Below are 22,444 nucleotides of genomic sequence, written 5' to 3'. Positions count from 1 at the left end.
CAAAATTTGGGGTGTCGTACAGCTAATTAGAAATTGTAGACTAATGAAGCTCTTGCTGATTGTTCATGACGATTACCAGCATTTAACACAGCAGTCGTACCATCAGCAGCAACAGCAGTTACAGAATCGTGGTTATGCTTTCTGCTATGGTAATCCCACTCACCTCTTAACGAGAGATTGTTGCAGAACATGCCCAGAGGGAATTCAAGACCAACACCACCAACAAAACCCCATTTACTTTTACCGCTATCACCACTTAATACATTTCCAGCAGCATCAGTAAAGGTGAAGTCAAAGTCTTTATGTGCATAATCTGCACCTAAACGAATGTAGGGCATAAAATAACGGGACATTTCATAACCGATACGTGCGGTTAGGCCCCAAACAGCATCATTGCTACGTGAAAGCGTACCTGAAACAGGGCCACCTAAAAGAACTGAAGTAGTAGAAGCATGATTATCATGATCACCACGCCAGTCAACGTTGAGTTCCGCACCGAATAACCAGCTATTGCAACGTGCTTGGTAACCACCTAAAAAGCCCCAAATAAAATGGCTATCGTTGTCGGTAGAGAACGTGCCGCTTTCAACGGTTACTCCATCGGTAACGGTAAAACCAACATCGTCATTGTTGTGCCAAGCGCCACCGGCAGACACACCTAATAACCAGTTGCCTTCCCATGCTTGCGCAGCAGTGGATGCTAATAATGCGGTTGCGACTAGTAAGCCTAAAGAAGATTTTGTTCTATCCATGATTCATCCTCGTCTTATGGGTTACATAACTTATAACTCCTAAAATAAATTTCGTCAATGTCAAAAAATTGACGAAATGCGAGGATGATAAAAATTAGGAATGAAATTTCATAAAAAGCGTGAATTATTCAACCATTTGTTATCAGGATAGTAAGCAAAAATTAATGAGCCTTCTTTAATCGTTTGGATAATAGGACCTGCCACGCTATAACTCAACGCAGGACAGCCCCAACTACGGCCAATGCGCCCCATGCTCTTAATCATGCCTTCATTCACATAACCTGCGGGATGCATCACAATCGCACGACTTGCAGCATTGCCATTAAAACCTTTTTCCAAACCATGCAATGTGAGAGAAGTACCATGTTTACCTTGATAGGTTGAACCGGTTAAAAATAACCCTAAACTCGACTTATGGCTGCCATGTGCATCAGAAAAATGTTTGGCATGATTATCACCCGTCGCTGAACCATGCGCTACGTGGGCATTGTAAACCACTTTATTGCGCGTCATATCAAGCACCCATAAACGACGTGACGTAGAAGGTAAGGAATAATCGATAACAGTTAAAAATTGTTTACGTGGGATCCCCATCGTATGCGCTTTGCGATGTGCTTTTAGCGCCAAATTTAATACTTTTGGATTAATGCCTTGAAATGAACTGGTTTTTGAAACGGGGTTTTGCAGATCTTGCGCTTTGACTGAAGAGGATTTTGTTTTTTCTTTCGCTTGCGCAGCGGGAATTAATTGGAACGGCTTGAATTTAAATGAACGCGTTGCAGATAAGGACTTGGTAACACTCTCACTAATTTTGACGTCATCACTTGCTTGCACAGAAGATACTGCTGCCACCAGTGGCTGACTTAAGAGTATACCTATTAATAAATACGCACCAATATTAGTCAAACATCTTACTTTATTTCTGTAATTGGCGCCCATCATTAACTGCACTCCTCAATAAAATTCAGGTGTGCAACTATAACAGCAATTGTTTGAAAAAAACATGTTGATATTCATGTTATTCTGAAAAATTCAGGGCGTTTGCACGAATGTCAAAATCGGTTTTTTTGCCTAACAAAAGAAAACCCTTCAATTAGGCTTCGCATTTTGAAGCGCAACTGCTATATACTCATCACATTTTAAGAAGTGCATTGGATATATCTTGCAAAGGATCAAACAAAATGAATCGATTTAACGTGCTTGCGCTTTTACTACTGTTGCTTGCAGGCTGCGCTTCAAACCCGGAAAAAAATTCACAAGCGGTTCCTTCATCTCCAGCACTCGAAAAACAATGGCAAAGTAACGAGAAACAATTAGATGCCATCAATCAATGGCAAGCTGAAGGTCGCTTAGCCGTGACGCAAGGTAGCAAAGGGGGTAATGCTTCTTTTGTCTGGCAACAACAAGGTGATTTTTATCAAATTAAAATCTTTGGTCCTTTTGGTGCTAAAAGTGCTTACATTATTGGTAGCCCTCACCATGTAGAACTCAAAGAAGCCAATGGCAATGTTTCAACGGCAAGAACCCCAGAAGCTTTATTGCATAAAGTTGCGGGTTGGCATGTGCCTTTGAGTGGTTTGCGTTATTGGATGCGCGGTATGCCGGTCACCAATGTTAAAGTGAATAGCAAACAATTTAATGACAAAGGTTTATTAGCTTCGTTAGAACAAGAAGGCTGGCACGTTGAATATCAAGAATATCATCGATCAGCGTTTGCACCATTACCCAGCAAAATTTTGTTAACGAATGGTAAAGTGAAAGTGAAAATGATTATTAATAATTGGAAGCAACTGTAAAGATAAAATCCCCGCTTCCTGCTTCGCTAATCCGCCTTCGCTCCCGGTTTCGCGAATGCTACGCCGAGCCAAGAAAGCTTCGGCGTGATTCAGCTATGCAGGACAAGCGCAAACAGGGTTAGACAATCTGGAATTAACATGAAAACAATCCGTTTACCCTCCCCTGCTAAGGTTAATCATTTTTTACATATCACAGGCCAGCGCAGTGATGGTTATCATTTGTTACAAACTTGTTTTCAATTTGTAGACTATGGCGATGAGCTTGAATTCATTTTACATGACGATAAGCAAATCATTCTCAAGCCTGACAATATGCTCGGCATTACCAATGAATCGAATTTAATTTATCGGGTTGCCAACGCTTTGCAAACCGAGGCTAATGTTGCACAAGGCATCACTATCACCGTTCATAAACGATTACCCTTAGGTGCTGGCCTGGGGGGTGGCAGCTCTAATGCAGCAACAACGCTATTAGCCTTAAACGAATTATGGGATCTGAATTGGTCTGTGGATGAGTTGATGGCATTGGGATTACGCTTTGGCGCTGACATTCCGATTTTCATCAAAGGCGTTGCTTCACTGGCAGAAGGGATTGGCGAGCAGCTCACCCCCATCACCTTAAGTGAAAGTTGGTTAGCAATCATTACTCCGCCTTGCCAAGTCATCAGTGCAAAAATGTATGCAGATTCTGAATTGACAAGAAACACGCAAGCCTTCAGAATAGAGCACCTCGCTAAGGGAGAGTTTAAAAACAACTTTAGTGAGTTAAGAAATGATTTTGAACCACTCGTGCGCCGTCGTTATCCAGAAGTTGATGACGCAATGAAGTGGTTGTCTAACTTCGGAGAGCCCCGGCTAAGTGGTTCAGGTGCAAGTGTCTTCGCTTGTTTCGATACGAAACAAAAAGCGAATGAGGTAATCCAAGCATTACCAACTCATCTGACCGGTTTTGTTGCCCAAGGGGTAAATCACTCTCCCGCTGTTGAAGCAGTGAAAAGAGTTAGGCTTCAATACGAAAGAGCATAATTGGGGTGTCGCCAAGTGGTAAGGCACGAGGTTTTGATCCTCGCATACCTAGGTTCGAATCCTAGCACCCCAGCCAATTTATCCAACCAATGAAATAGCAGGGCTCCATCGTGACCGATATGATGATTTTTAGTGGGAATGCCAATCGTCAGCTTGCCACCAGTGTTGCAGAACATCTTGATGTCACCCTAGGAAATGCCACGTTGGGCCGATTCAGCGATGGTGAAATTAATATTGAAATTTTAGAAAATGTTCGCGGTAAAGACGTTTTCATTCTTCAATCAACCTGTGCGCCAACCAATGATCATCTCATGGAATTGCTGTTATTAACCGATGCCTTAAGACGCGCTAGCGCCTTACGTATCACGGCAGTCGTTCCCTATTTTGGTTATGCACGACAAGACCGACGTGTTCGTTCTGCTCGTGTGCCTATTTCTGCAAAAGTGGTTGCTGATATGATGGCCGCTGTTGGAATTGATAGATTACTCACCGTCGATTTACATGCCGACCAAATCCAAGGCTTCTTTAACATGCCGGTCGATAACGTTTATGGTTCTTCCATTATGCTTGCCGATATTTTAAAGAAAAAATATGAGAACCCGGTTATCGTCTCACCCGATGTTGGTGGTGTTGTGCGGGCTCGCGCTATTGCTAAACGTGTTGATGATGCACACCTTGCCATTATCGATAAACGTCGTCCACAGCCCAATGAAGCACGCGTGATGAACATTATCGGTGATGTTTCCAACCGCACCTGTATCTTGGTGGATGATATCGTTGATACAGCAGGAACACTTTGTATGGCTGCTGCTGCATTAAAGGAAGAAGGCGCAACCAAAGTCGTTGCGTATTGCACCCACCCTGTTTTATCTGGGAATGCCATTTCCAATCTTGAAAATTCAACTATCGATGAACTCGTCGTCACCGATACCATCACTTTAAGCGAAGCAGCAGCAAACTGCCGTAAAATTCGCCAACTGAGCATTGATGCCATGCTTTCTGAAGCCATTCGTCGCGTCAGCAACGAAGAGTCCATTAGCTCCATGTTTTCAGTTTTATAACTGACATCAAAATAAAATCCTTTTAAATTTAAGCGAATTCCCCAGCATGCACGCTCGTACATGACTGGGGTAAGCGAAAGCCCCCACAATCAATAGCTCTCATAAATCCAAAATGGCAAGCGTATGCCTGTCTTGGGGCGTGAAAATGGTATATACTCGCGCACTTAATCAGCTTTATTGGTCGCGATAGAGCTATTTATTTTCTTAAACCGGAGTCCTGTCATGGCAAAATTTGCTTTTGAAATCGAATATCAGCCACGTGAAGCGCATGGGAAAGGTGCGAGCCGCCGTCTGCGCAACGAAAATCTTGTTTTAGGCGTCGTTTATGGTGGTGATGACAAACCAGAATCTATTGCACTAAATCATTTTCATGTAACCAAAGCACTCGAAAATGAAGCGGTCTATTCCCATATTTTGACCTTAACGAGTAATGGCAAAAAACAACGCGTTGTATTAAAAGACATTCAACGTCACCCCTATAAATCACGTGTTCTTCATATGGATTTTCTTCGCATTAGCGAGAACAAGCCAATCATTATGCATGTGCCATTACACTTCTTAGGTGAAAATGAAGCGCCTGGCGTTACCTTGGGTGGCGGTACTTGGACCCATCATATGGTTGAGTTAGAAGTAAAATGCTTACCACGTGATCTGCCTGAGTTTATTGAAGTCGATTTATCTAATGCTGAACTCAATACCATTGTGCATTTATCACAAATCAAACTTCCTAAAGGCGTTGAATTAACCAGCGTTGTTCATAGCCATGAAGATGATTTACCGGTTGTCAGCCTTGCTAAATCCAAGCGTCCAGAAGAAGATGAAACTGAATCTGAGACACCAACCACTGAAGTAGAACCAAAAGGCAAAGAAGCCAAAGCAGGTTAAGCGTTACTGAAAATGATTTATCATGTCTGAAAGTAATAGCGCTTCAAGGGGGATCCAACTCATCGTTGGGTTGGGTAACCCCGGTCAGCAATATGCCAACACCCGTCATAATGTCGGGTTTTGGCTCGCTGAGCGTTTATGCGAGCAATCGCGCGCGCAGCTCCAACCCGAAAATAAATTTAAAGGTCACGTTGCTCAAATACAAAGTGGCAATCAAACTTGTCGCGTTATATTACCCATGACCTATATGAACCGAAGTGGCGAAGCCGTTCTGGCGATTGCACAGTTTTACAAAATCCTTCCTGCTGAAATTTTAGTGGTGCATGACGAATTGGATCTCCCGGTTGGTAGTGCTCGTTTAAAATTTGATGGTGGCCATGGCGGTCATAACGGTCTGCGTGATATTGACGCCCGATTAAATACCAAAGGTTTTTATCGTTTACGGTTAGGTATTGGGCATCCTGGTAATAAGCACGATGTCACCAATTATGTGCTTAATCGCCCTTCCAAAAGTGAAGAACAAACTATCAATACCGCTATCGAACATGCATTAACCGTGTTACCCGATGTTTTAAAAGGCAATATCGATAAAGCCATGAATGTGCTACATACCGTGGCAAAATAATTTTCTAATAGTGGAGTCCATATGGGATTTAAATGTGGCATCGTCGGCCTGCCTAACGTCGGCAAATCTACCCTATTTAATGCTTTAACCAAAGCAGGCATTGCTGCGGCAAACTATCCTTTTTGCACTATCGAGCCGAATGTTGGCGTTGTGCCTGTTCCTGATCTGCGTTTAGATGCCCTGGCGGCGATTGTGAAACCACAAAAAATCCTCCCCACGACGATGGAATTTGTTGATATTGCAGGTCTTGTCAAAGGTGCATCTAAAGGGGAAGGCTTAGGTAATAAATTTTTACAAAACATTCGCGAAACCGATGCGATTGCGCACGTGGTGCGTTGTTTTGATAATGATGATGTCACCCATGTTGCGGGCAAAATTTCACCCAAGGATGATATTGAAACGATTAATACTGAGCTTGTGTTGAGCGATCTGGATGCTATCGATAGAGCGACATTACGTGTACAAAAAGTGGCTCGTGCTGGCGATAAAGCAGCCAAAGTGCAACTCGAGATTTTAGAAGGTTTGCAAGCGCATTTAAATAAAGGGCTGCCCGCACGCACTTTTAAAATTGAAGATGAACACCTACCCTTTCTTCAAAGCTTACACTTAATTACCATCAAGCCAACGATGTTTATTGCCAACGTCGATGAGCATGGCTTTGAGAATAATCCCTACCTGAAAATGGTTGAAGAAATTGCTAAAGAAGAAGGTGGTTCTATTGTTGCGGTTTGCTGTGCAATGGAAGCTGAAATTGCCGATCTGGATGATAACGATAAAATCGAATTTTTGGCTGAAATGAATTTGGCTGAACCTGGTTTAAATCGGGTGATCCGTTCTGGCCATGAATTGTTGCATTTACAAACCTACTTTACTGCAGGGGTACAAGAAGTACGTGCTTGGACCATTCCTGTGGGCGCAACTGCTCCGCAAGCGGCGGGTAAGATCCATTCTGACTTTGAAAAAGGCTTTATTCGCGCAGAAGTGATCTCTTATGACGACTTTATTCAATATAAAGGTGAGCAAGGCGCAAAGGATGCGGGTAAATGGCGCTTAGAAGGGAAAGAATATATCGTTAAAGACGGCGATGTGATGCATTTTAGGTTTAATGTTTAACAAAATGAAACCAAATTAAGATAAAAATCCCCCGCTCGCGGCTTCGCCTATGCGAGCTGCCCCCTTTTATTCAAAGGGGGCAATTCCAATCCCAAAGTTATCTTTTGTATGAGCTGATACCTACTTCTTATTCGCCCCCTTTGAATAAAAGGGGGCAGCTCGCTCTTCAAGCGAGCGGGGGATTTTTACCCTAAATCCAAATATACTGCATATCCCCGCTTCTCTTATTTCCTGACAATCTCAACAAATTGCTCGATAAGCGGTTGCCAAACACTTGAATAAATTGTAGGATGCCTAACTTATTAATTGAGTTAGATGAATTTTATATGCCGTACAATCAATACCATACCTACACGAATTTATCGCAAGGGAATATTTATAATCAATTAACTTCATACCTTGGTCAGATTTCTGTGCATGAGGGCGCAATGCGTATCAATCCCCTCAATGCCAATGGTGATTGTAACGGATGGTCATTTTTATTTGCTTATTATAACGGCATCAACAAACCCCACCAATTTAAAGAAATTCAAAGCTACATCTCGAAGTGGAATGGCAATATCTACTCATTATATGGCCAGCATGGGATGTCAGAAGCGCTACAGAAAAAATATGGTAATGGTATAAAATTATTTGAACATACCATTAATGATTTATCCTGGTTTGCTCATTTAAAAGCAAAAGATGTAACTAATCATAAATATACGCAAGATGACCGAATTCAGCACTTTGAACTGGTCAGCGATAATAAGCATACCCTGACCAATGTATTCGCTTTCTTGAAAAAAGCCGGAACAGACATTAATGCCCAAGAACTCCCAGATATGTTACGTATCGCACATCAATGGAAAAACTCATGGGTTGATTTAGGGGTTTATTCTTCCATCGGTGGCCATGCTCTGGCTGTTTATATTACCGCAGAAGGCAAATACGCCTATTATGATTGTAATGAATATAATGGCTCCTTTGAAACCGAATCTGCAGAATGGGTAAGCCACAAGATCCTGAGCTCGATTGGATATGATACCCAATTGAAGGATTTTTCACTCTACCAATTTCATTCCAATGAAAAATCGGTGGAAAATGAACCGAACCAAGCTTCTCCAGAAGCGCTGGATGTGAGCTTATATTCCATGAATAAATTCATTAATATGTCATTGCAAGCTCAGCAATTCGATCCTGTGCATAAAATACTTTCGCTTGACGATGATAATGCTCGTACACTGGTTGAAATATTTGGCAACAGTTATTTGCATAAAGCGGTAAAGCACGGACACGTTGAATTAACCCAACTGTTACTTGAGAAAAGTGTTGATGCCAATGCCGTTGAAAATACCGCTGATCAAACCCCATTGATGGTTGCCGCTGAGATAGGTAATTTAAAAATCGCTTCATTATTGTTGCAATATGGCGCAAATATCAACATCACCAATGCAGCAGGTTATGATGCAAAAGCCATTGCTTCTCGACATGGGCAATATGACATTGTCAATTTATTAACAAATGATTCAGATTCTGCATCAACGCCTGATACGTTATCATTCAGTGATTTATTTTCATGGGATGTGGCGAATACCATTCATAAGATTGCAAACCAATTTAGTCGTGAACAACCTGCATTAAGCAAAGCGACCACATTGAAAATAGAAGATGTACTGGAGTCAAAAACGATAGAGATCCCTGGCTTAGAATCATCACCTAATATAGTAAGTCATTCTGATGTGACACCAATGAATATGATGCCGGTAGCGTTACAACTTAACGATACAGTTAACCTGGTTGCCCACGCCGACATATTCTAAGCGATCGAAACTGATATTATTGGCAAAGGCAATACCACGCCCATGATTATGCGTGCTACGACTGGGGTCAAACTCTAAAAAGCGCGCATAATCAAATCCTTCGCCTTCATCTTTAACATTCAAAATAATTTCATCTTTTTTCTTAATAAAATGAATCGTCACTTGTTTGTTTTTATTTTCTTCTGAAACCAAGCGTCGTTCTACTTCTTGTTTCCATTGCGATTTTAAATTTAATTCTGTCTTTTCTTCGTAAGTTATATTCAAATTACCATGCTCGATTGCATTGACTAAAATCTCTGAAATACCTAATGCCACTTTCTCAGGATAAGGAAAAAGTTGTGCAAGACTGACACTCATTTTACTGGCTTGTTCTAAGTTATTGATCGTAAATGAAGCATTTTCAATACAATCATACAAGACTCTAGAATGTTCCAATGCAATTGACAGCTCACGTTGGTGATTAAAAAAGTCTAGCGCACCTCTGATGATGGCATTAAAAACACTTGATAGATAAGGTTTTGTTAGATAATGGTAAATTCCCAATCTAAAGCCTTCTACCAGTTTAGATTTATCATTCGATGCTGTTTGCATCACAATCGGAATATGTGAAAAACGGGGATCGGCTTTTACTTTGGTGACAAGCTCCAAGCCTGACATTCCAGGCATCATCTGATCGAGAATGATAATATCTATTTCTTTACAATAGCTGATAAGCTCTTTTAATCCTTCTTCAGCACTCTTGCATTTTATGAATTGATATTCAGGAAAATTGCCCATCCTCAGAAATCCCTCAATGATTTCCAAGTTATTTACATCATCATCTATTATCAGCATTTTTCTAGTCATTAGATTTACTCGTTTCAACTTAGCTTTAATACGTAACAGACTACTGTAATAATAACCATCGGACGGCTCGTTCTTTTTACTTATATTGAATAGTATATACTGCCGCTTAAAGTTACGACATCTTAAATAAACATCAATAAATAACAAATATCCTGTATAATTCAGCATATTAAACCATTTTCAAGGGGCGGAGGTTGGACAATAATTAATTAAGCCTTTGAGGTAAGGTTATAATAAAGGTTGAACCTCTCCCAAGCTCACTCTTGACATTAACAGCCCCTCCTAATAATTTACAGAGTTTATCTGTTAAATAAAGACCAAGCCCTGTTCCTCCCAAATTTCTGGCAACTTTAGAATCGGTTTGAGAAAATATTTTGAAAAGATTGGGAAATTGCTCAGGTGGGATACCGATCCCGGTATCAATGATTGAAAAAGAAACAAATGCTTCATCATTAATTTTCTGGTTCTCAATTAATAATTGAACCGTACCTTCTTTCGTAAATTTATTGGCATTGCTGAGCAAGTTGATTAAACATTGTTTTAATTTAATCAGATCAGTATGAATCACAGGAATGTCACCCATGATTTTAACAGAAAATGAATTTTTATTTTGCGCGAATAATGGCCCTAAAATACTTTCAACTTCTTTAACCAATTGCATGACGGCAACGTTTTCTAAATAGACATCCATTTTTCCTGATTCAATTTTTGACAAATCTAATATGTCATTCACCAATGTTAATAAATGTGCACCTGAATTATTTATTTTCACTAGTTTCTCAACGTATTTCTGTAATCCTTCCGTTTTCGCTTCTTCGAGCAAGATTTCGCTATAGCCTAAAATCGCATTGAGAGGCGTTCGTAACTCATGGCTCATATTAGCAACAAATTCTGATTTGAAATTATTAGCCTTTTCTGCCTCTAATTTTGATTTCTTTAATTGCTCGACCAAATCGCTAATCGAAGACAGGCTTTCTTGCAAATTGACATTCGATATTCTTAAGTCTTGAACTAATTTAGCATTGGTGTAATGTAACTTTAACGATTTCTTGAGAAGGTAATTACCTCGTACCGCAATGACAATTAAAAAGAACACATAGGTGAATACCGTGCAAGCTAAGACAAGATAACTAATACCCTCTTGTGCTAAAAACCAAAAACTGGTTGGTAGCGCAACCAGCATTGCAAAACTAATACTTGAAAATAAATTAGCCTGCAAAGATTGAATGGCTCCTACTGAAATCCCCGCTAAAATGATAACAATCATCATCTGTGCCATTAAGCTTTGTTCAGGCATCAGTAAAAAACCTGCGCTTCCCCAGATGGCTCCAGACAAGACGCTGACGATTGAAAATAACTTACGATGAAGATTGATTTTTTTAGGAGAAGCCAAATAGGCCCATACTTGTAATAAACGGGCAACTGAAATAGCCATCAGCGCAATATACCACGCTCCAAGATAAGCTAATGGCACCCCGGTTTGTTTTAAGCCAAAATACACAAGGGTTGCACAAATCATCCCGACTGGAATACTAACCAGTACACTCGTGTGAGCAATCCTGACTAAAGCATTAGAAATGCTTTCTTGGATTTTGCCCTCCGTATTCGGGAATGAGTCGATTCCTGATTCCACAGGTCACCCTACAATATTTACAGGTTTATTTTTCTTAAAATGCCAATAGGTTATCGGCCATTTTCCTATATTGTAGAGATGATTCACCTTCGGTGGTGATGGCAATTGCATTTAAAAATCGAGGAACCATGCAATAAAAACTAGCAGTTAACAACAGTTCAATCATATCGACATGGGAAAAATATTGCGCGGCATTTGCATAAATATCGTCTGTCATATGATTGTTGACGATAGCTTCAGTGAGTTTTAAAGCGGCTTTTTCGATATCATTAAACAAAGTAGATTGTTGCCAATTTTCAAGCTCAGCTATTTCATTTTCTGTAACACCAGCTTTTTTTGCCATGATAGAATGTTGCGCCAATTCATAGGCTGAGTGGGCCATTTGCGCTGTTCGTAAAATCATTAACTCTCTTAATCGACGAGGTGTTTTGCCGTCTCGTAAGGTATAAGCAAAATCAATCCAGCTCTCAAGCAACCGCGGGTTGTGCGAAAGCGCACGATAAAGATTTAACGGCTTCCCCCCTAATGCTTTAATATGCGCATCAAGTGGCTCTGGTATTTCAATTAAAGGTAATCGACTCATCATGTTCCTTGGTTAAAACGCTAAAACGAATATCTCTCAATCGGCAAAGATTTAATATCATCTTGTATGCCTTTATCAATTTGCTGGGTTGCTGCTGGCGATGATTGATTTGGCAGCATTTTTCGCTGCGAATACTCAACTGACATTATCCCTTTATCATAATTTAATAACTGATATCGCCAGACATTTTGCTGAAACGTAATGGGATCCCCTATTTTTCCTACGGGATTCATAGTATCAAAAAACTGTAGTATATTTTTTTTATCGCCATTAATCATTTCAATTTTTGCAGCATCGCTAAATTGTGTTTGCGCAAATTGGGTGGGATCTTTTTCATCCATAAAATAATGAACCGCCACTCTCGATGTCCAATTACTCTGTGTTTCACCATTTTGAATGTAAACAGAATATTTGTGATTGCCCATCACATTTTCATCGACTTTTTGATAAATTTTACCCTCAAGTGTAATTTCACTGGGCACCCCAGCAAGAGTAACCAGCGTATGACACAATAAACCGATAAAAAATAATTTTTTATATCCTGACATAAAAAGCTCCACTTAACGGTCAATATAAGTCATTTGTTTTTCAGGATAGCGAGGCCCTGCAGTTTTGGGTAAGGTATCATCGAGCTGTTGCATTTCTTGCGCTGTTAAATGAATTGTTAAGGCACCGAGATTTTCTTCGAGATATTTTTCTTGTTTGGTACCTGGGATGGCGACCAAATCTTCTCCTTTGTGTAAAATCCAGGCTAGCGCAATTTGCGCAGGAGTCGCATTTTTGGCTTTCGCTAATTGATGTATAACCGAAACGACCTGCATATTGTCATCGTAATTTTTGCCTTGATAACGGGGATCGGTTTTACGATAATCTCCTTGCGGATATTCTTCCGCTCTTTTCGCGTTCCCTGTTAGAAAACCTCTACCCAGTGGTGAAAAAGGAACTAAACCGATTCCTAGTTCACGTAGTAAAGGAATGATGCCTTCTTCTAAGTTACGTTCCCAGATTGAATATTCACTTTGTAGGGCTGATAATGGATAAATATGATGTGCTCTACGAATATTGTCTTCACCCGCTTCCGATAAGCCGATAAACCGTACTTTGCCTTCATTCACTAACAACCCCATGGTTCCCACTACCTCTTCTATTGGGACGGCCGGATCAATGCGATGTTGATAGAGTAGATCGATATGATCGGTCTGCAGGCGGCGTAATGAGCCTTCTACTGCTTGACGAATATGGGTTGGATGACTATTCAAGCCTGCCATTTTGCCGTCTTCAATATGAAATCCAAATTTGGTTGCAATGATCACGTTATGGCGATAACCCTTGAGCGCATTTCCCAGTAATTCTTCATTACGGTAAGGGCCGTAGACTTCTGCGGTATCAAAAAAGGTTAAACCCAACTCAATCGCACGATGGAGGGTTTTAATCGACTGTGGATCATTTGGCGTCCCATAGGATTGGCTCATTCCCATACAACCTAAGCCTAAGGCTGAAACAGTCAATCCTTGTTTTCCTAATTTGCGCATCTGCATGATATATTCCATTCATAAAAAAGTGCTAATTCAATGTAGTGTGATTTAATAAAGAAAGCTACTCTATTACAGGGTAAGCAATTATGCTGACTGGGAAGGATCTTATGCAAGCCATTATTGATGCCATTTTTCCTCATTATCGTCAAATTCGACAAACGATTCATGCGCATCCTGAATTACGCTATGAAGAAACCCAAACCGCCAAGCTGATTGCTGATGAACTTACAAATCTCGGACTCCCTATCCAATCAGGCATTGGCAAAACCGGAGTGGTCGCTATTTTAGATTCAGGTAAACCCGGCAAGACATTAGGTTTGCGAGCCGATATGGATGCTTTACCGATTATGGAAGAAACCGCCTTACCCTATCAGTCTAAAAATGTGGGCGTGATGCATGCTTGTGGCCATGATGGTCATGTTGCCACTCTGCTCGCTGCAGCTAACGTTTTATGCCAACTCAAAGATCAACTCACTGGCAAAATAAAATTTATTTTTCAGCCCGCTGAAGAAGGGGGTGCCGGTGCCAAAGCTATGATAGAAGAAGGCGTGTTAGAAAATCCCAAAGTCGATGCAATTTTTGGCTTACATAATCACCCTGGATCTCCTTTGGGCATGATGCTAACCAAACCGGGTTGTGCCATGTATGGTAATCTTGAATTTACTTTACATGTTCATGGTAAAGGCGGTCATGCAGCACAACCTGAGTTAACCATTAATCCCCTCATTGCCGCTGCGGATGTGATATTAGCATTAAGACAGCTGCACGATGACTTAGCAATTGGGATAGAGCCCACCATCATCACCATGACCCAATGTAAAAGTGGCTTCACCACGAATGTGGTACCCAATTTTACGTATTTACAAGGCACCGTTCGTGCGCCATCAAGAGAAAAATTTGAAATTGCTAAGGCAGGGATTAAACAAATTTTAAGCTTGCTAGAAAAGAAACATCAAGTTACGATTGAACAACAATTTGATGAAATTTACCCTCCTACTATTAATACTTCTGCTGAAGCTGATTTTGCATTAAAGCAAGCGGCTATCTGCTTAGGCGCAGAGAATGTCATGCTAAAACCTAGCTCTGCCCGTGCTGCAGAAGATTTTTCGTATTTCTTAAACGAAATTCCTGGATGTTACTTCTTTATAGGTAATGGCGAAAAAAGCGAATGCTGTCATAATTCAAAATATGATTTTAATGACGAAATCATTAAACAAGGCGCCAAAGTCTTTACGCAAATTGCGTTAGGTTTTTTAGCGCCGAACTATCAGCTTATTCCATGATTAAGGTCTTGGTTATGTTATGATATCGTTATCATTCTCTGGGGCATTGTGGCAATGAACGATACGTGCGCCTCAAGGACGTAGCACAACTTTTGCAACCACAACCTCTTCTGTTTGATTAGTTTCTACATTCCATGCCTGTGATTGTTGTGAAATCGCAACAGCAATGTCAGAAGGAGCTAACTTAGCAATATGTTGAATCGCTTGCAAACGCTTTAGATGCACTTCATTTTTTTTATCTAAAGCAAGTAAGCTTATAACTTTCTTTAACACGCTAGGTTTTTTAGAGCAAATTCCGATTAAATCTATTTGTGTTATCTTATTGCAAAATGCACTTGTCATTAATAGATGCTCAACAACCAAAGGATTATTGCTATATCCTAACTTTCTCAGATCATGACTAGTTAATCGATTGTAAAGCTTCTCTGTTTTCAAAATGGTCATCGCAATTTCTTGATGACACCCCAGGTTTGCCATGGTAGAACTGCTCAATTGGTCACAAAGAGTTTCTGTTTTTAAAATGACCATCGCAACTTTAGGATGGACAATACCGATTCTATAAAGTTCTTGAATGTTCAATTTACTTAACCATTCGGGCGTGTCACAAACATACTCTGCCACGTTTCTATGCAGGATACACATGTCAACAAAATCACCATACAAAGTAAAACCATTAAAAAATAATTTTTCACGGAGGACTGAGCATTTTACTATTTGCATAGCAACTTCAGAATGAAATTTTCCAAGCGTAAGTAAATCAAAATCATCCACTAAATTATAACGACATATATGTTCCAAGTTAAGAACAAACTCTTCAGGAGTCTTAAAATCAACTTGTATTGGAAATATTTTTTTCTCATTGCAAATATCTATCAAAACATCAAGATGTAAAAATGCTATGTCTCGCATATTTTGTGTATCACATTTTTTGTCATTGAGTATCTGCCTAGCGATAGTTGAATTGCTTTTTGCAAGGCTTAATAACTGTGTAGTACTTAAAGGTATTTTTTTATCAAGTATTAATTGCGCCACTTGAGGATGCTGACAACCAAGCGTTATCGCAAGATCCATATTCTTTTCATCGAAATATTTTGGATTTTTTAAAACATACATTGCGACATCATGATGATATTGTGTTAGCAAAGCTTTTTCATATAAGCTTAGATCACTGAATATCTCCATTTGCAGTATATAAATAGCAAACTCTTTATAGCAACTGATAAGTTCAAGTAATTTTCTTCTCGATAAATAGGGAAGCAACGTTTCATCTCTGAGAATATCTATAACTACCTCAGGTGATATTAGACAATCTTGAAGGAGCTTTTGAAATGAGCTGTTTTCGTATAAATCGCTTTCACTAATGACTTTATGCCATTGCTTTGAAACGATCATCATATTATTTTTGCCGTAAAATCTGTAGTGAGGGCAGTAATGCAATATCTTTTTAACAATTACTGGATCTGCTAATGCTTCCTCAAATAGATGGTGAGCTGTTGTAGTGACGACCTCAGAAGAATGAATTTTTTGACGTTTGCTTTTTCGTTTTAAAGGGGCAGCACCTTGTTTCATTATTTACCTCCATCATCAAATTAAAAATTTAGTGACTGGGAAAATAAATAATGCGTCATCACTAAATAAATTTAGTGATGAACCCGCTTAGTCTGTTAATACTAGGTAAAAAATTACCAGTTCTCTAATGTTCCTTTAGGAGAAGACTCATCAAAATATTAAGCAATCTTAATTTTTTTCAAAATAAAAAACAAGTCATTTGACTATATTTTAATGAGATTGTTCTAATAACTAGTTTTAACTCAATTAAAAACCCAGTTTTTGCATTTATAGGTAGAATCACTTCCTCTAATAACTTTATGCCACAGCTTTGAAATGGTCATCAGATTATTTTTGCCATGAATAACATACAAAGGACAAAAAGTTGCAATAGTCGCTACATCTGGTAGTGATAATACGTGCTCAATAGGTTAATAGGCCGACTCTACAACAATTTCTGAAGAGCGAATTTTGAGGCGTTTGCTTACTCGTTATGTTGCGAAGAACATCTATCTAGGCCTTGATTTCATATTTAACCTCTGAGTTCAATATTCATATAGCAAGAGTTGCATTTACTACACTATCTACCGTATTTTTCTCTACATTCCACAATTTAGCCAATCTAGAAACATCAAAGGCTATATCAACAGGAGGTAATTGAGAAATGTACTCATTTACTACTCGCAAACGTTCCAAATGAAATGCTTCAATTTCTTTATGCAAATGAGATGAATAAAGAATTTTTCTAACTACTCTTGGATTTGCACGGCATATTTTTTCTAAATTTTCGATTGTCAGTTTATTATAAAGTACGCTTGTTAATAGGATGTGTTCAATAACAGCCGAGTTCCCACTACATCCTATGCATTCTAATTCAGAACTTGTTAGTTGAGTGAAGTAATCTTCCGTCTTTAAAATAGCCAACCCAATTTTCGGATGTTTGTAGGCTATAAATTTTATAAAAAACATAGAAATTTTCTTTAGTAACTCAGGTTGATTGAAAAGATATTCAATTGCTTCAAAATGGAAATTACACACAGAAAATAGATTGTTACCATTAAGTTTTTTATAGATTTTTTCAGTGGTGAGAATATGCATTGCCACACTTTTATGGTACCTGCCAAATGCAATAATTACATCTGGATTAATATTCTCTAAGAGAGTGGGAGTTTTAAGAATATTTATAGCAATTTCAGCGTGATGGCAGCCTAAATATATCAAATGTTGCCAATTCAACCATCCACCCTCAAATAAATTTATTAAGTTTTGAATAAAATCTGCCGGGGTATTTATCTCAAAGCGTTTTAAAAATTCAAAAGCTTTTTTGTCTTTACAGCTCTCTACCAGGACATCAAGATATTTAAATGCAACGTCTCTTACAATCCCAACAGCATATAATCTATTAAAATTATCAGAATGATTGAGCATCTGCCTAACAATATCTGGATGACTTTTTTCATTAATGGCTAAGTCTAATATATTTGGTTGGGTATTAAATAAATAATCTGCAATCTTTGGATGGTTGTGGCCCAGGCTCGACACACCCACATCACTAAATTCCTTTCTATATTTTTCATTTTTTAAAATAAACAGCCCTACTTCATGATGATGGCTTGCTAGCCGAAATAAGTCATATTGACATAAACCACTCATGATTTCATTTTCTAATAAATGTAAAGCAAATTCTTTATGGCAACCAATGAGTTCAAGGAGTCTTTCTTTTGTCAAATAAGGTAGCAACTTTTCATCTCGGAGAATGTAAATAACTCCTTCTGGTGATTTCAAACAGTCTTTAATAAGATTTCTAAATGAGACATTATCATAAAAATCGCTTTCACTAATGACTTTATGCCACAGCTTTGAAACAGTCATTAGGTTATTTTTGCCACGAACACTATATAAAGGGCAAAAACTTGCAATAATCGCTACTATTTCTGGAAGTGACAATGCATATTCAACCGGTGAGTAAGATACAAAAGTAGCGCCTTGTAAACTCACTTTGGGACGTTTGCTCATTCGTTTTTTTGGGAGAGGACGTAGATTACGTATCATGATTAACCTCTTCTTAAACTTACAGAATCATTATGATTGTTATCTTCATCTAACTCATTCGTTAGCACATTCCATAATTGTGCTTGTTTACAGACTTGCTGCTGTATCGCTGAGGGAGTAAAGTTACGAATTTTATATTTTAAGCATTCCAAGCTTATTAGCTGAGTATCATCTATCCTTTTACGAAATTCATCTGTGTCAAGGATATTTTTAACTACAAAAGAATGTTTGTTGGCCAAAGCAAACATGTCATCAGTCATCATTTTTGCACAAATTTCAGGTGTCGATAATATATATTTAGCAACCGTTGGATTTTCATAACCTAACTTTATAATGTCTTTACTTTCAAGTAATTTACAAAGCTCTTCTGTCTTTAAGATATGCATAGCCATTTCATGACTTTTTGAAGCAATACTGACAATTATTTCATGACTCAAGAGATTAAATAATTCTGGCGTATTAAAAATATATTTAGCTACAGTGATATGACGAGCAAAAGTAGCCAAGACAGAATCAAAAGAATTATAGGAATGTAAGATTCTTGTCTCAAGAATATACATAGCAGCTTTAGCATGCACTTCTCCTAAATGAATAATGGATGATTTGCCAACTTTTTTACGAAGACTAGGTGTCATCATAATTTTCATTCTCACTTCTTCATTGTAAAGGGCTATCTCGCTTAATACATTTCTGCTCAATCTCAGAGCGCAGTCTTCTAATTTGCAGACAAATTCTTCTGGTGTATTTATATTTAATTCTTTAAGAAATTCAAAACCCTTTTGTTTTTTGCCAATTTCAATCAGGACTTCAAGATATTGAAATAGGACTACGGGATAATAGTGGCCTGGTTTGGTGCACTTTCCATAACCAAATGGTTCATTAAGGATACGTATAGCAATATTAGGATTAATTTCTGAAAACAGCCTTAAAGAAGCTCTTTTGATAAGCTCTGGTGTATTCAGTATATGTTCAGCAATAATAGGATCCTGTTTCCCAAGCCTCATTAGAAGACCAGTAAATGTAGCATTCCCTTCATATGTTTTGAGTTTTTCTAAAATACACATTACAACTTCGCTGTGATAATTTGCCAAAATGGCAACATCTTTTTGCTCACTATTGCTTATATCTATATTCTGCAAAAAATGAATTGCAAACGCTTTATGACAACTGATGATTTTAAATAATTTTTCTGTTGTTAAATATGGCTGCAAGCTTTTATCTTTTAAAATATGAATGACACCTTCAGGATATTTTACACAATCTTCAATCAGTTTTTTAAAGGAGAAGTCATCAATTAAATCGTTTTCCTTGAGGACCTTATGCCACAATTTAGAAACAGTCATAATATTGTTTTGACCAAGAATACCACTGTGAGGATAGTGATATAAAATATTGGCAATAATTTCTGGGATCGTTAATGCATGTTCCACAGGTGAATAAGTTGCTTCAGAAGCATTCTCAGTGGAGTCAATTTTTCGTATTTTTCTTGCTCTTTCTTTTAACAGGGAGAGTCGGTGTGTTCCTTGTTTCATTATTCACCTCTATCGTTAATTAAAAATTTAGTGATAGAGAAAATTAAATTGCATCATCACTAAATGTTGTGTTTAGCGATGAACCCGTTTAGTCTATTAATACTAGGTGAATAAAGGTTACCAGTTCTCCAGTGTGCCTTTAGGAGAAGACTCATCAAAATATTAAGCAATGTTAACTTTTTTCAAAATAACAAACAAGTCAATTGACTTTATTTTAATGGGTTTGTTCGAATGGTTAGTTTTAATTTAATTAAAAGCCTAGTATTCATGGCATAAAGGATCAAAGCGTTCATTAAATGATTGCAAGCATTTTAACTGTTCATTTTCCATTTTTTCATACAACACAATTGAACTAAAGATTTTCCTTAAGACTTCTATCTCTGATAACCATAATGCAATCGTACAAGCATCAGTCTTTGAAAAAATTCATTGTATTCATTTTACGCTCTGAGCCTAAATACATTATTTACCTCTATCATCAATCAAACCTGCCGAAGCTAATTTCACCTTACAAGCAATCAACGATTTGCTTTGGTGAAGAGAATGTAAGGCTAAAACCCAGATCTGCCCGTGCTGCGAAAGATTTTTCGTATTTCTTAAACGAAATTCCTGGATGTTACTTCTTTATAGCCAATGGCGAAAAAAGCGAATGCTGTCATAATTCAAAATTTGATTTTAATGACAAAATCATTAAACAAGGCGCCAAAGTCTTTAGGCAAATTGCGTTATGTTTTTTAGCGGCCTCGACTTAGTAATCACGGCCTTGGTCTTGTTACGATATTGCTAGCTATATCATTCAGTGTATTGAACTGCAAATTGGATTGATACCATTTAGCTTCACTTGCAATACAATTTAATTTCTGTACAGCTGCATGTATTGCCGAATCATTACCGAGTCGTTCGCATAACACCGGGGTATTCAAAATATGCATGGCAACCCTATAATGTTGCTGAGCAAGCTCTTCTAATTGATTGCTATCAAGCTGTTCGCAAAGTGCTTCAGTCTTTAAAATATGCATAGCAACATCAACACAGAATTCACCCAACATTTCTAAATTCTCTCCATTCAACTGTTGGCAAAGTGTATCTGACATTAAAACATGCATAGCAACCGCTGAATGATTTGGACCAAGATTTGCTAAGTCATATCCATCTAACTGTCGGCAAAGTTCTTCTGAGTTTAAAATGTGCATAGCTATATTAGAATGATTTTGACCCAACATTGCTAAATGATTACCATCTAATTTTGGGCAAAGATCTTTTGTTTCCAAAATGTGCATAGCTATATCAGAAAGGTTTTCACCTAGCGTTGCTAAATCATATCCATCTAACTGCCCGCACAGCTCTTCTGATTTTAAAATCAGCATAGCTATATTAGAATGATTTTGACCTAAAGTTCCTAAATCATGTCCATTTAGTCTTTGACAAAGAACTTCTGACTCCAAAATAGTTTTAGCGATATCAAAATGATTTTGACCCAGGATTGCTAAATCGTGACCATTTAGTTTTTGGCAAAGAACTTCTGATTCAAAAACAGTCTTAGCAATATCAGAATAATTTTGACCAAGGACTGCTAAATTATGGCCAACTAATTTTTGACAAAGAACCTCTGATTCCAAAATAGTCTTGGCAACATCAGAATGATTTTGACCCAGCAGTGCTAAACTTTCTCCAACTAATTTTTGACAAAGAACCTCTGTCTGCAAAATATACATGGCAACACTTGAATGATTTTTACTCAGTCTTGCTAAAGCATACCCATCTAATTTTTGGCAAAATGCATCTGATTTTAAAATGTACATTGCAACGTCATAATAATTTTTACCCAGCAGTAGTAAATCTTGGAAACTTTGCCGTTTGCTAAACTCTTCGTTTTTTAGCAAATGAAGGGAAAAATCTTGGTGACAGCTACTTAATTCAAGTTGTTTTTTGATATCTAAATAAGGTAATAGCTCCACATCTGTTAAAATGGCGAGAACACCTTCTGGAGAACGCTTACAATCATCTATGATTTTTTGAAAAGTATCCGAATGATAAAAATCATCTGCTTTGAGAGTTTGATACCATTGTTTGCAAACGGTGGTTACTTTATTTTCACCCAATAATCGATAACGCGGAACAAAGCTTAAAATATGTGAAACCAGTTCAGGAATGGAAAAAACCAGCGATGGCTCAGCTGGTTCATACGTAATTTCAGTGGATTGAGTGCGATCCTGAGAGAAATTTAATCTTCGACGTTTGGTTTGTGGGCTTTGTTGTTTTTGGGGACCTTGTTTCATGACTAATCTCTTTCAATCATTAAATGTCAAATTTAGTGATTGAAAGGAAAAACAAATTCATCACTAAATATTATCTTTAGTGATGACCCCGTT

20 protein-coding genes and 1 tRNA gene are annotated in these 22,444 nt (G+C 38.2%); 10 read left to right on the top strand and 11 right to left on the bottom strand.

All coding sequences use genetic code 11. From position 1 onward, the window contains the following. Positions 1-26: 26 nt before the first annotated feature. Positions 27-752: an outer membrane protein gene (locus HT99x_RS04595; protein ID WP_075066821.1), complete on the bottom strand. Its 726-nt coding sequence runs from the start codon at positions 750-752 to the stop codon at positions 27-29. Between the two features lie 108 nt (positions 753-860). After that, entirely contained in the window at positions 861-1,658 is a 798-nt protein-coding gene (locus HT99x_RS04590) for a murein L,D-transpeptidase catalytic domain-containing protein (protein WP_158003400.1), read from the bottom strand. Positions 1,659-1,933: 275 nt separating this feature from the next. Here HT99x_RS04590 and lolB point away from each other — a divergent pair, with 275 nt between their 5' ends. From lolB to HT99x_RS04550, 8 genes are all read left to right on the top strand, one after another. After that, positions 1,934-2,548, top strand: coding sequence for a lipoprotein insertase outer membrane protein LolB (gene lolB / locus HT99x_RS04585; protein ID WP_075066822.1), 615 nt, complete (start codon positions 1,934-1,936; stop codon positions 2,546-2,548). A 138-nt stretch (positions 2,549-2,686) separates the two neighbouring features. Next, on the top strand, positions 2,687-3,574 hold the full coding sequence (gene ispE / locus HT99x_RS04580; protein ID WP_075066823.1) for a 4-(cytidine 5'-diphospho)-2-C-methyl-D-erythritol kinase: 888 nt from the start codon (positions 2,687-2,689) through the stop codon (positions 3,572-3,574). Between the two features lies 1 nt (position 3,575). Further along, positions 3,576-3,650 (top strand) — tRNA-Gln (locus tag HT99x_RS04575). A 43-nt stretch (positions 3,651-3,693) separates the two neighbouring features. Further along, positions 3,694-4,635 carry a ribose-phosphate diphosphokinase gene (locus HT99x_RS04570; protein ID WP_075066891.1) on the top strand — a complete coding sequence of 314 codons (942 nt, stop codon included), beginning with the start codon at positions 3,694-3,696 and terminating at the stop codon, positions 4,633-4,635. A 222-nt stretch (positions 4,636-4,857) separates the two neighbouring features. Next, positions 4,858-5,520: a 50S ribosomal protein L25/general stress protein Ctc gene (locus HT99x_RS04565; RefSeq protein WP_075066824.1), complete on the top strand. Its 663-nt coding sequence runs from the start codon at positions 4,858-4,860 to the stop codon at positions 5,518-5,520. A 22-nt stretch (positions 5,521-5,542) separates the two neighbouring features. Further along, the gene (gene pth, locus HT99x_RS04560; RefSeq protein WP_075066825.1) at positions 5,543-6,145 is read left to right on the top strand and encodes an aminoacyl-tRNA hydrolase; all 603 of its coding nucleotides are present in this window, start codon (positions 5,543-5,545) and stop codon (positions 6,143-6,145) included. Between the two features lie 21 nt (positions 6,146-6,166). Beyond that, positions 6,167-7,258, top strand: coding sequence for a redox-regulated ATPase YchF (gene ychF, locus HT99x_RS04555; protein ID WP_075066826.1), 1,092 nt, complete (start codon positions 6,167-6,169; stop codon positions 7,256-7,258). Positions 7,259-7,584: 326 nt separating this feature from the next. Then, positions 7,585-9,060, top strand: coding sequence for an ankyrin repeat domain-containing protein (locus HT99x_RS04550; RefSeq protein WP_158003401.1), 1,476 nt, complete (start codon positions 7,585-7,587; stop codon positions 9,058-9,060). Here the strand turns inward: HT99x_RS04550 and HT99x_RS04545 are convergent. The 5 genes from HT99x_RS04545 to HT99x_RS04525 all read right to left on the bottom strand — a co-directional run bounded on the left by HT99x_RS04545 (position 9,010) and on the right by HT99x_RS04525 (position 13,660). Further along, complete coding sequence (locus HT99x_RS04545; RefSeq protein WP_259566996.1) at positions 9,010-9,894, bottom strand: response regulator; 885 nt, start codon at positions 9,892-9,894, stop codon at positions 9,010-9,012. The genes HT99x_RS04550 and HT99x_RS04545 overlap by 51 nt on opposite strands. Before the next feature lie 217 nt (positions 9,895-10,111). Then, positions 10,112-11,539 (bottom strand): ATP-binding protein, encoded by a 1,428-nt coding sequence (locus HT99x_RS04540; protein ID WP_075066829.1) that lies wholly within the window; start codon positions 11,537-11,539, stop codon positions 10,112-10,114. Positions 11,540-11,573: 34 nt separating this feature from the next. After that, entirely contained in the window at positions 11,574-12,125 is a 552-nt protein-coding gene (locus tag HT99x_RS04535) for a carboxymuconolactone decarboxylase family protein (RefSeq protein ID WP_083482926.1), read from the bottom strand. A gap of 17 nt (positions 12,126-12,142) precedes the next feature. After that, complete coding sequence (locus tag HT99x_RS04530) at positions 12,143-12,670, bottom strand: HI_0983 family protein (protein WP_075066831.1); 528 nt, start codon at positions 12,668-12,670, stop codon at positions 12,143-12,145. Between the two features lie 12 nt (positions 12,671-12,682). After that, complete coding sequence (locus HT99x_RS04525) at positions 12,683-13,660, bottom strand: aldo/keto reductase (protein ID WP_075066832.1); 978 nt, start codon at positions 13,658-13,660, stop codon at positions 12,683-12,685. A gap of 83 nt (positions 13,661-13,743) precedes the next feature. Between HT99x_RS04525 and HT99x_RS04520 the strand changes: the two genes are divergently transcribed. Beyond that, positions 13,744-14,940: an amidohydrolase gene (locus HT99x_RS04520; protein ID WP_083482927.1), complete on the top strand. Its 1,197-nt coding sequence runs from the start codon at positions 13,744-13,746 to the stop codon at positions 14,938-14,940. A gap of 72 nt (positions 14,941-15,012) precedes the next feature. Here the strand turns inward: HT99x_RS04520 and HT99x_RS04515 are convergent, their stop codons facing one another. The 3 genes from HT99x_RS04515 to HT99x_RS04505 form a co-directional block, all read right to left on the bottom strand. After that, positions 15,013-16,509 carry a hypothetical protein gene (locus HT99x_RS04515; RefSeq protein ID WP_075066834.1) on the bottom strand — a complete coding sequence of 499 codons (1,497 nt, stop codon included), beginning with the start codon at positions 16,507-16,509 and terminating at the stop codon, positions 15,013-15,015. A gap of 531 nt (positions 16,510-17,040) precedes the next feature. Continuing rightward, the gene (locus HT99x_RS04510) at positions 17,041-18,540 is read right to left on the bottom strand and encodes a hypothetical protein (RefSeq protein ID WP_075066835.1); all 1,500 of its coding nucleotides are present in this window, start codon (positions 18,538-18,540) and stop codon (positions 17,041-17,043) included. A 2-nt stretch (positions 18,541-18,542) separates the two neighbouring features. Next, a complete protein-coding gene (locus HT99x_RS04505) occupies positions 18,543-20,072 on the bottom strand; it encodes a hypothetical protein (RefSeq protein ID WP_075066836.1) in 1,530 nt (509 codons plus the stop codon). Between the two features lie 392 nt (positions 20,073-20,464). Between HT99x_RS04505 and HT99x_RS15955 the strand changes: the two genes are divergently transcribed. After that, positions 20,465-20,824, top strand: coding sequence for a M20/M25/M40 family metallo-hydrolase (locus HT99x_RS15955; protein WP_075066837.1), 360 nt, complete (start codon positions 20,465-20,467; stop codon positions 20,822-20,824). Between the two features lie 3 nt (positions 20,825-20,827). Here HT99x_RS15955 and HT99x_RS04500 read toward each other — a convergent pair whose 3' ends face one another. After that, positions 20,828-22,351, bottom strand: coding sequence for a hypothetical protein (locus HT99x_RS04500; protein ID WP_075066838.1), 1,524 nt, complete (start codon positions 22,349-22,351; stop codon positions 20,828-20,830). Positions 22,352-22,444 lie beyond the last annotated feature (93 nt).

It is taken from the genome of Candidatus Berkiella aquae (assembly GCF_001431295.2).
Lineage (GTDB): Bacteria > Pseudomonadota > Gammaproteobacteria > Berkiellales > Berkiellaceae > Berkiella > Berkiella aquae.
Note: the sequence above shows the minus strand (reverse complement) of the source record. Positions and strands in the feature narration are given on the sequence as shown.

What these genes read in the sequence shown, in the direction of transcription:
- HT99x_RS04530 (WP_075066831.1), bottom strand. Translation starts at nt 12,670, where the DNA reads ATGTCAGGATATAAAAAATTATTTTTTATCGGTTTATTGTGTCATACG.
- HT99x_RS04510 (WP_075066835.1), bottom strand. Translation starts at nt 18,540, where the DNA reads ATGATACGTAATCTACGTCCTCTCCCAAAAAAACGAATGAGCAAACGT.
- HT99x_RS04570 (WP_075066891.1), top strand. Translation starts at nt 3,694, where the DNA reads ATGATGATTTTTAGTGGGAATGCCAATCGTCAGCTTGCCACCAGTGTT.
- lolB (WP_075066822.1), top strand. Translation starts at nt 1,934, where the DNA reads ATGAATCGATTTAACGTGCTTGCGCTTTTACTACTGTTGCTTGCAGGC.
- HT99x_RS04595 (WP_075066821.1), bottom strand. Translation starts at nt 752, where the DNA reads ATGGATAGAACAAAATCTTCTTTAGGCTTACTAGTCGCAACCGCATTA.
- HT99x_RS15955 (WP_075066837.1), top strand. Translation starts at nt 20,465, where the DNA reads ATGCAATCGTACAAGCATCAGTCTTTGAAAAAATTCATTGTATTCATT.
- HT99x_RS04545 (WP_259566996.1), bottom strand. Translation starts at nt 9,894, where the DNA reads ATGCTGATAATAGATGATGATGTAAATAACTTGGAAATCATTGAGGGA.
- HT99x_RS04565 (WP_075066824.1), top strand. Translation starts at nt 4,858, where the DNA reads ATGGCAAAATTTGCTTTTGAAATCGAATATCAGCCACGTGAAGCGCAT.
- HT99x_RS04505 (WP_075066836.1), bottom strand. Translation starts at nt 20,072, where the DNA reads ATGAAACAAGGAACACACCGACTCTCCCTGTTAAAAGAAAGAGCAAGA.
- HT99x_RS04550 (WP_158003401.1), top strand. Translation starts at nt 7,585, where the DNA reads ATGCCGTACAATCAATACCATACCTACACGAATTTATCGCAAGGGAAT.
- HT99x_RS04525 (WP_075066832.1), bottom strand. Translation starts at nt 13,660, where the DNA reads ATGCAGATGCGCAAATTAGGAAAACAAGGATTGACTGTTTCAGCCTTA.
- HT99x_RS04520 (WP_083482927.1), top strand. Translation starts at nt 13,744, where the DNA reads ATGCTGACTGGGAAGGATCTTATGCAAGCCATTATTGATGCCATTTTT.
- ychF (WP_075066826.1), top strand. Translation starts at nt 6,167, where the DNA reads ATGGGATTTAAATGTGGCATCGTCGGCCTGCCTAACGTCGGCAAATCT.
- HT99x_RS04515 (WP_075066834.1), bottom strand. Translation starts at nt 16,509, where the DNA reads ATGAAACAAGGTGCTGCCCCTTTAAAACGAAAAAGCAAACGTCAAAAA.
- ispE (WP_075066823.1), top strand. Translation starts at nt 2,687, where the DNA reads ATGAAAACAATCCGTTTACCCTCCCCTGCTAAGGTTAATCATTTTTTA.
- pth (WP_075066825.1), top strand. Translation starts at nt 5,543, where the DNA reads ATGTCTGAAAGTAATAGCGCTTCAAGGGGGATCCAACTCATCGTTGGG.
- HT99x_RS04500 (WP_075066838.1), bottom strand. Translation starts at nt 22,351, where the DNA reads ATGAAACAAGGTCCCCAAAAACAACAAAGCCCACAAACCAAACGTCGA.
- HT99x_RS04535 (WP_083482926.1), bottom strand. Translation starts at nt 12,125, where the DNA reads ATGATGAGTCGATTACCTTTAATTGAAATACCAGAGCCACTTGATGCG.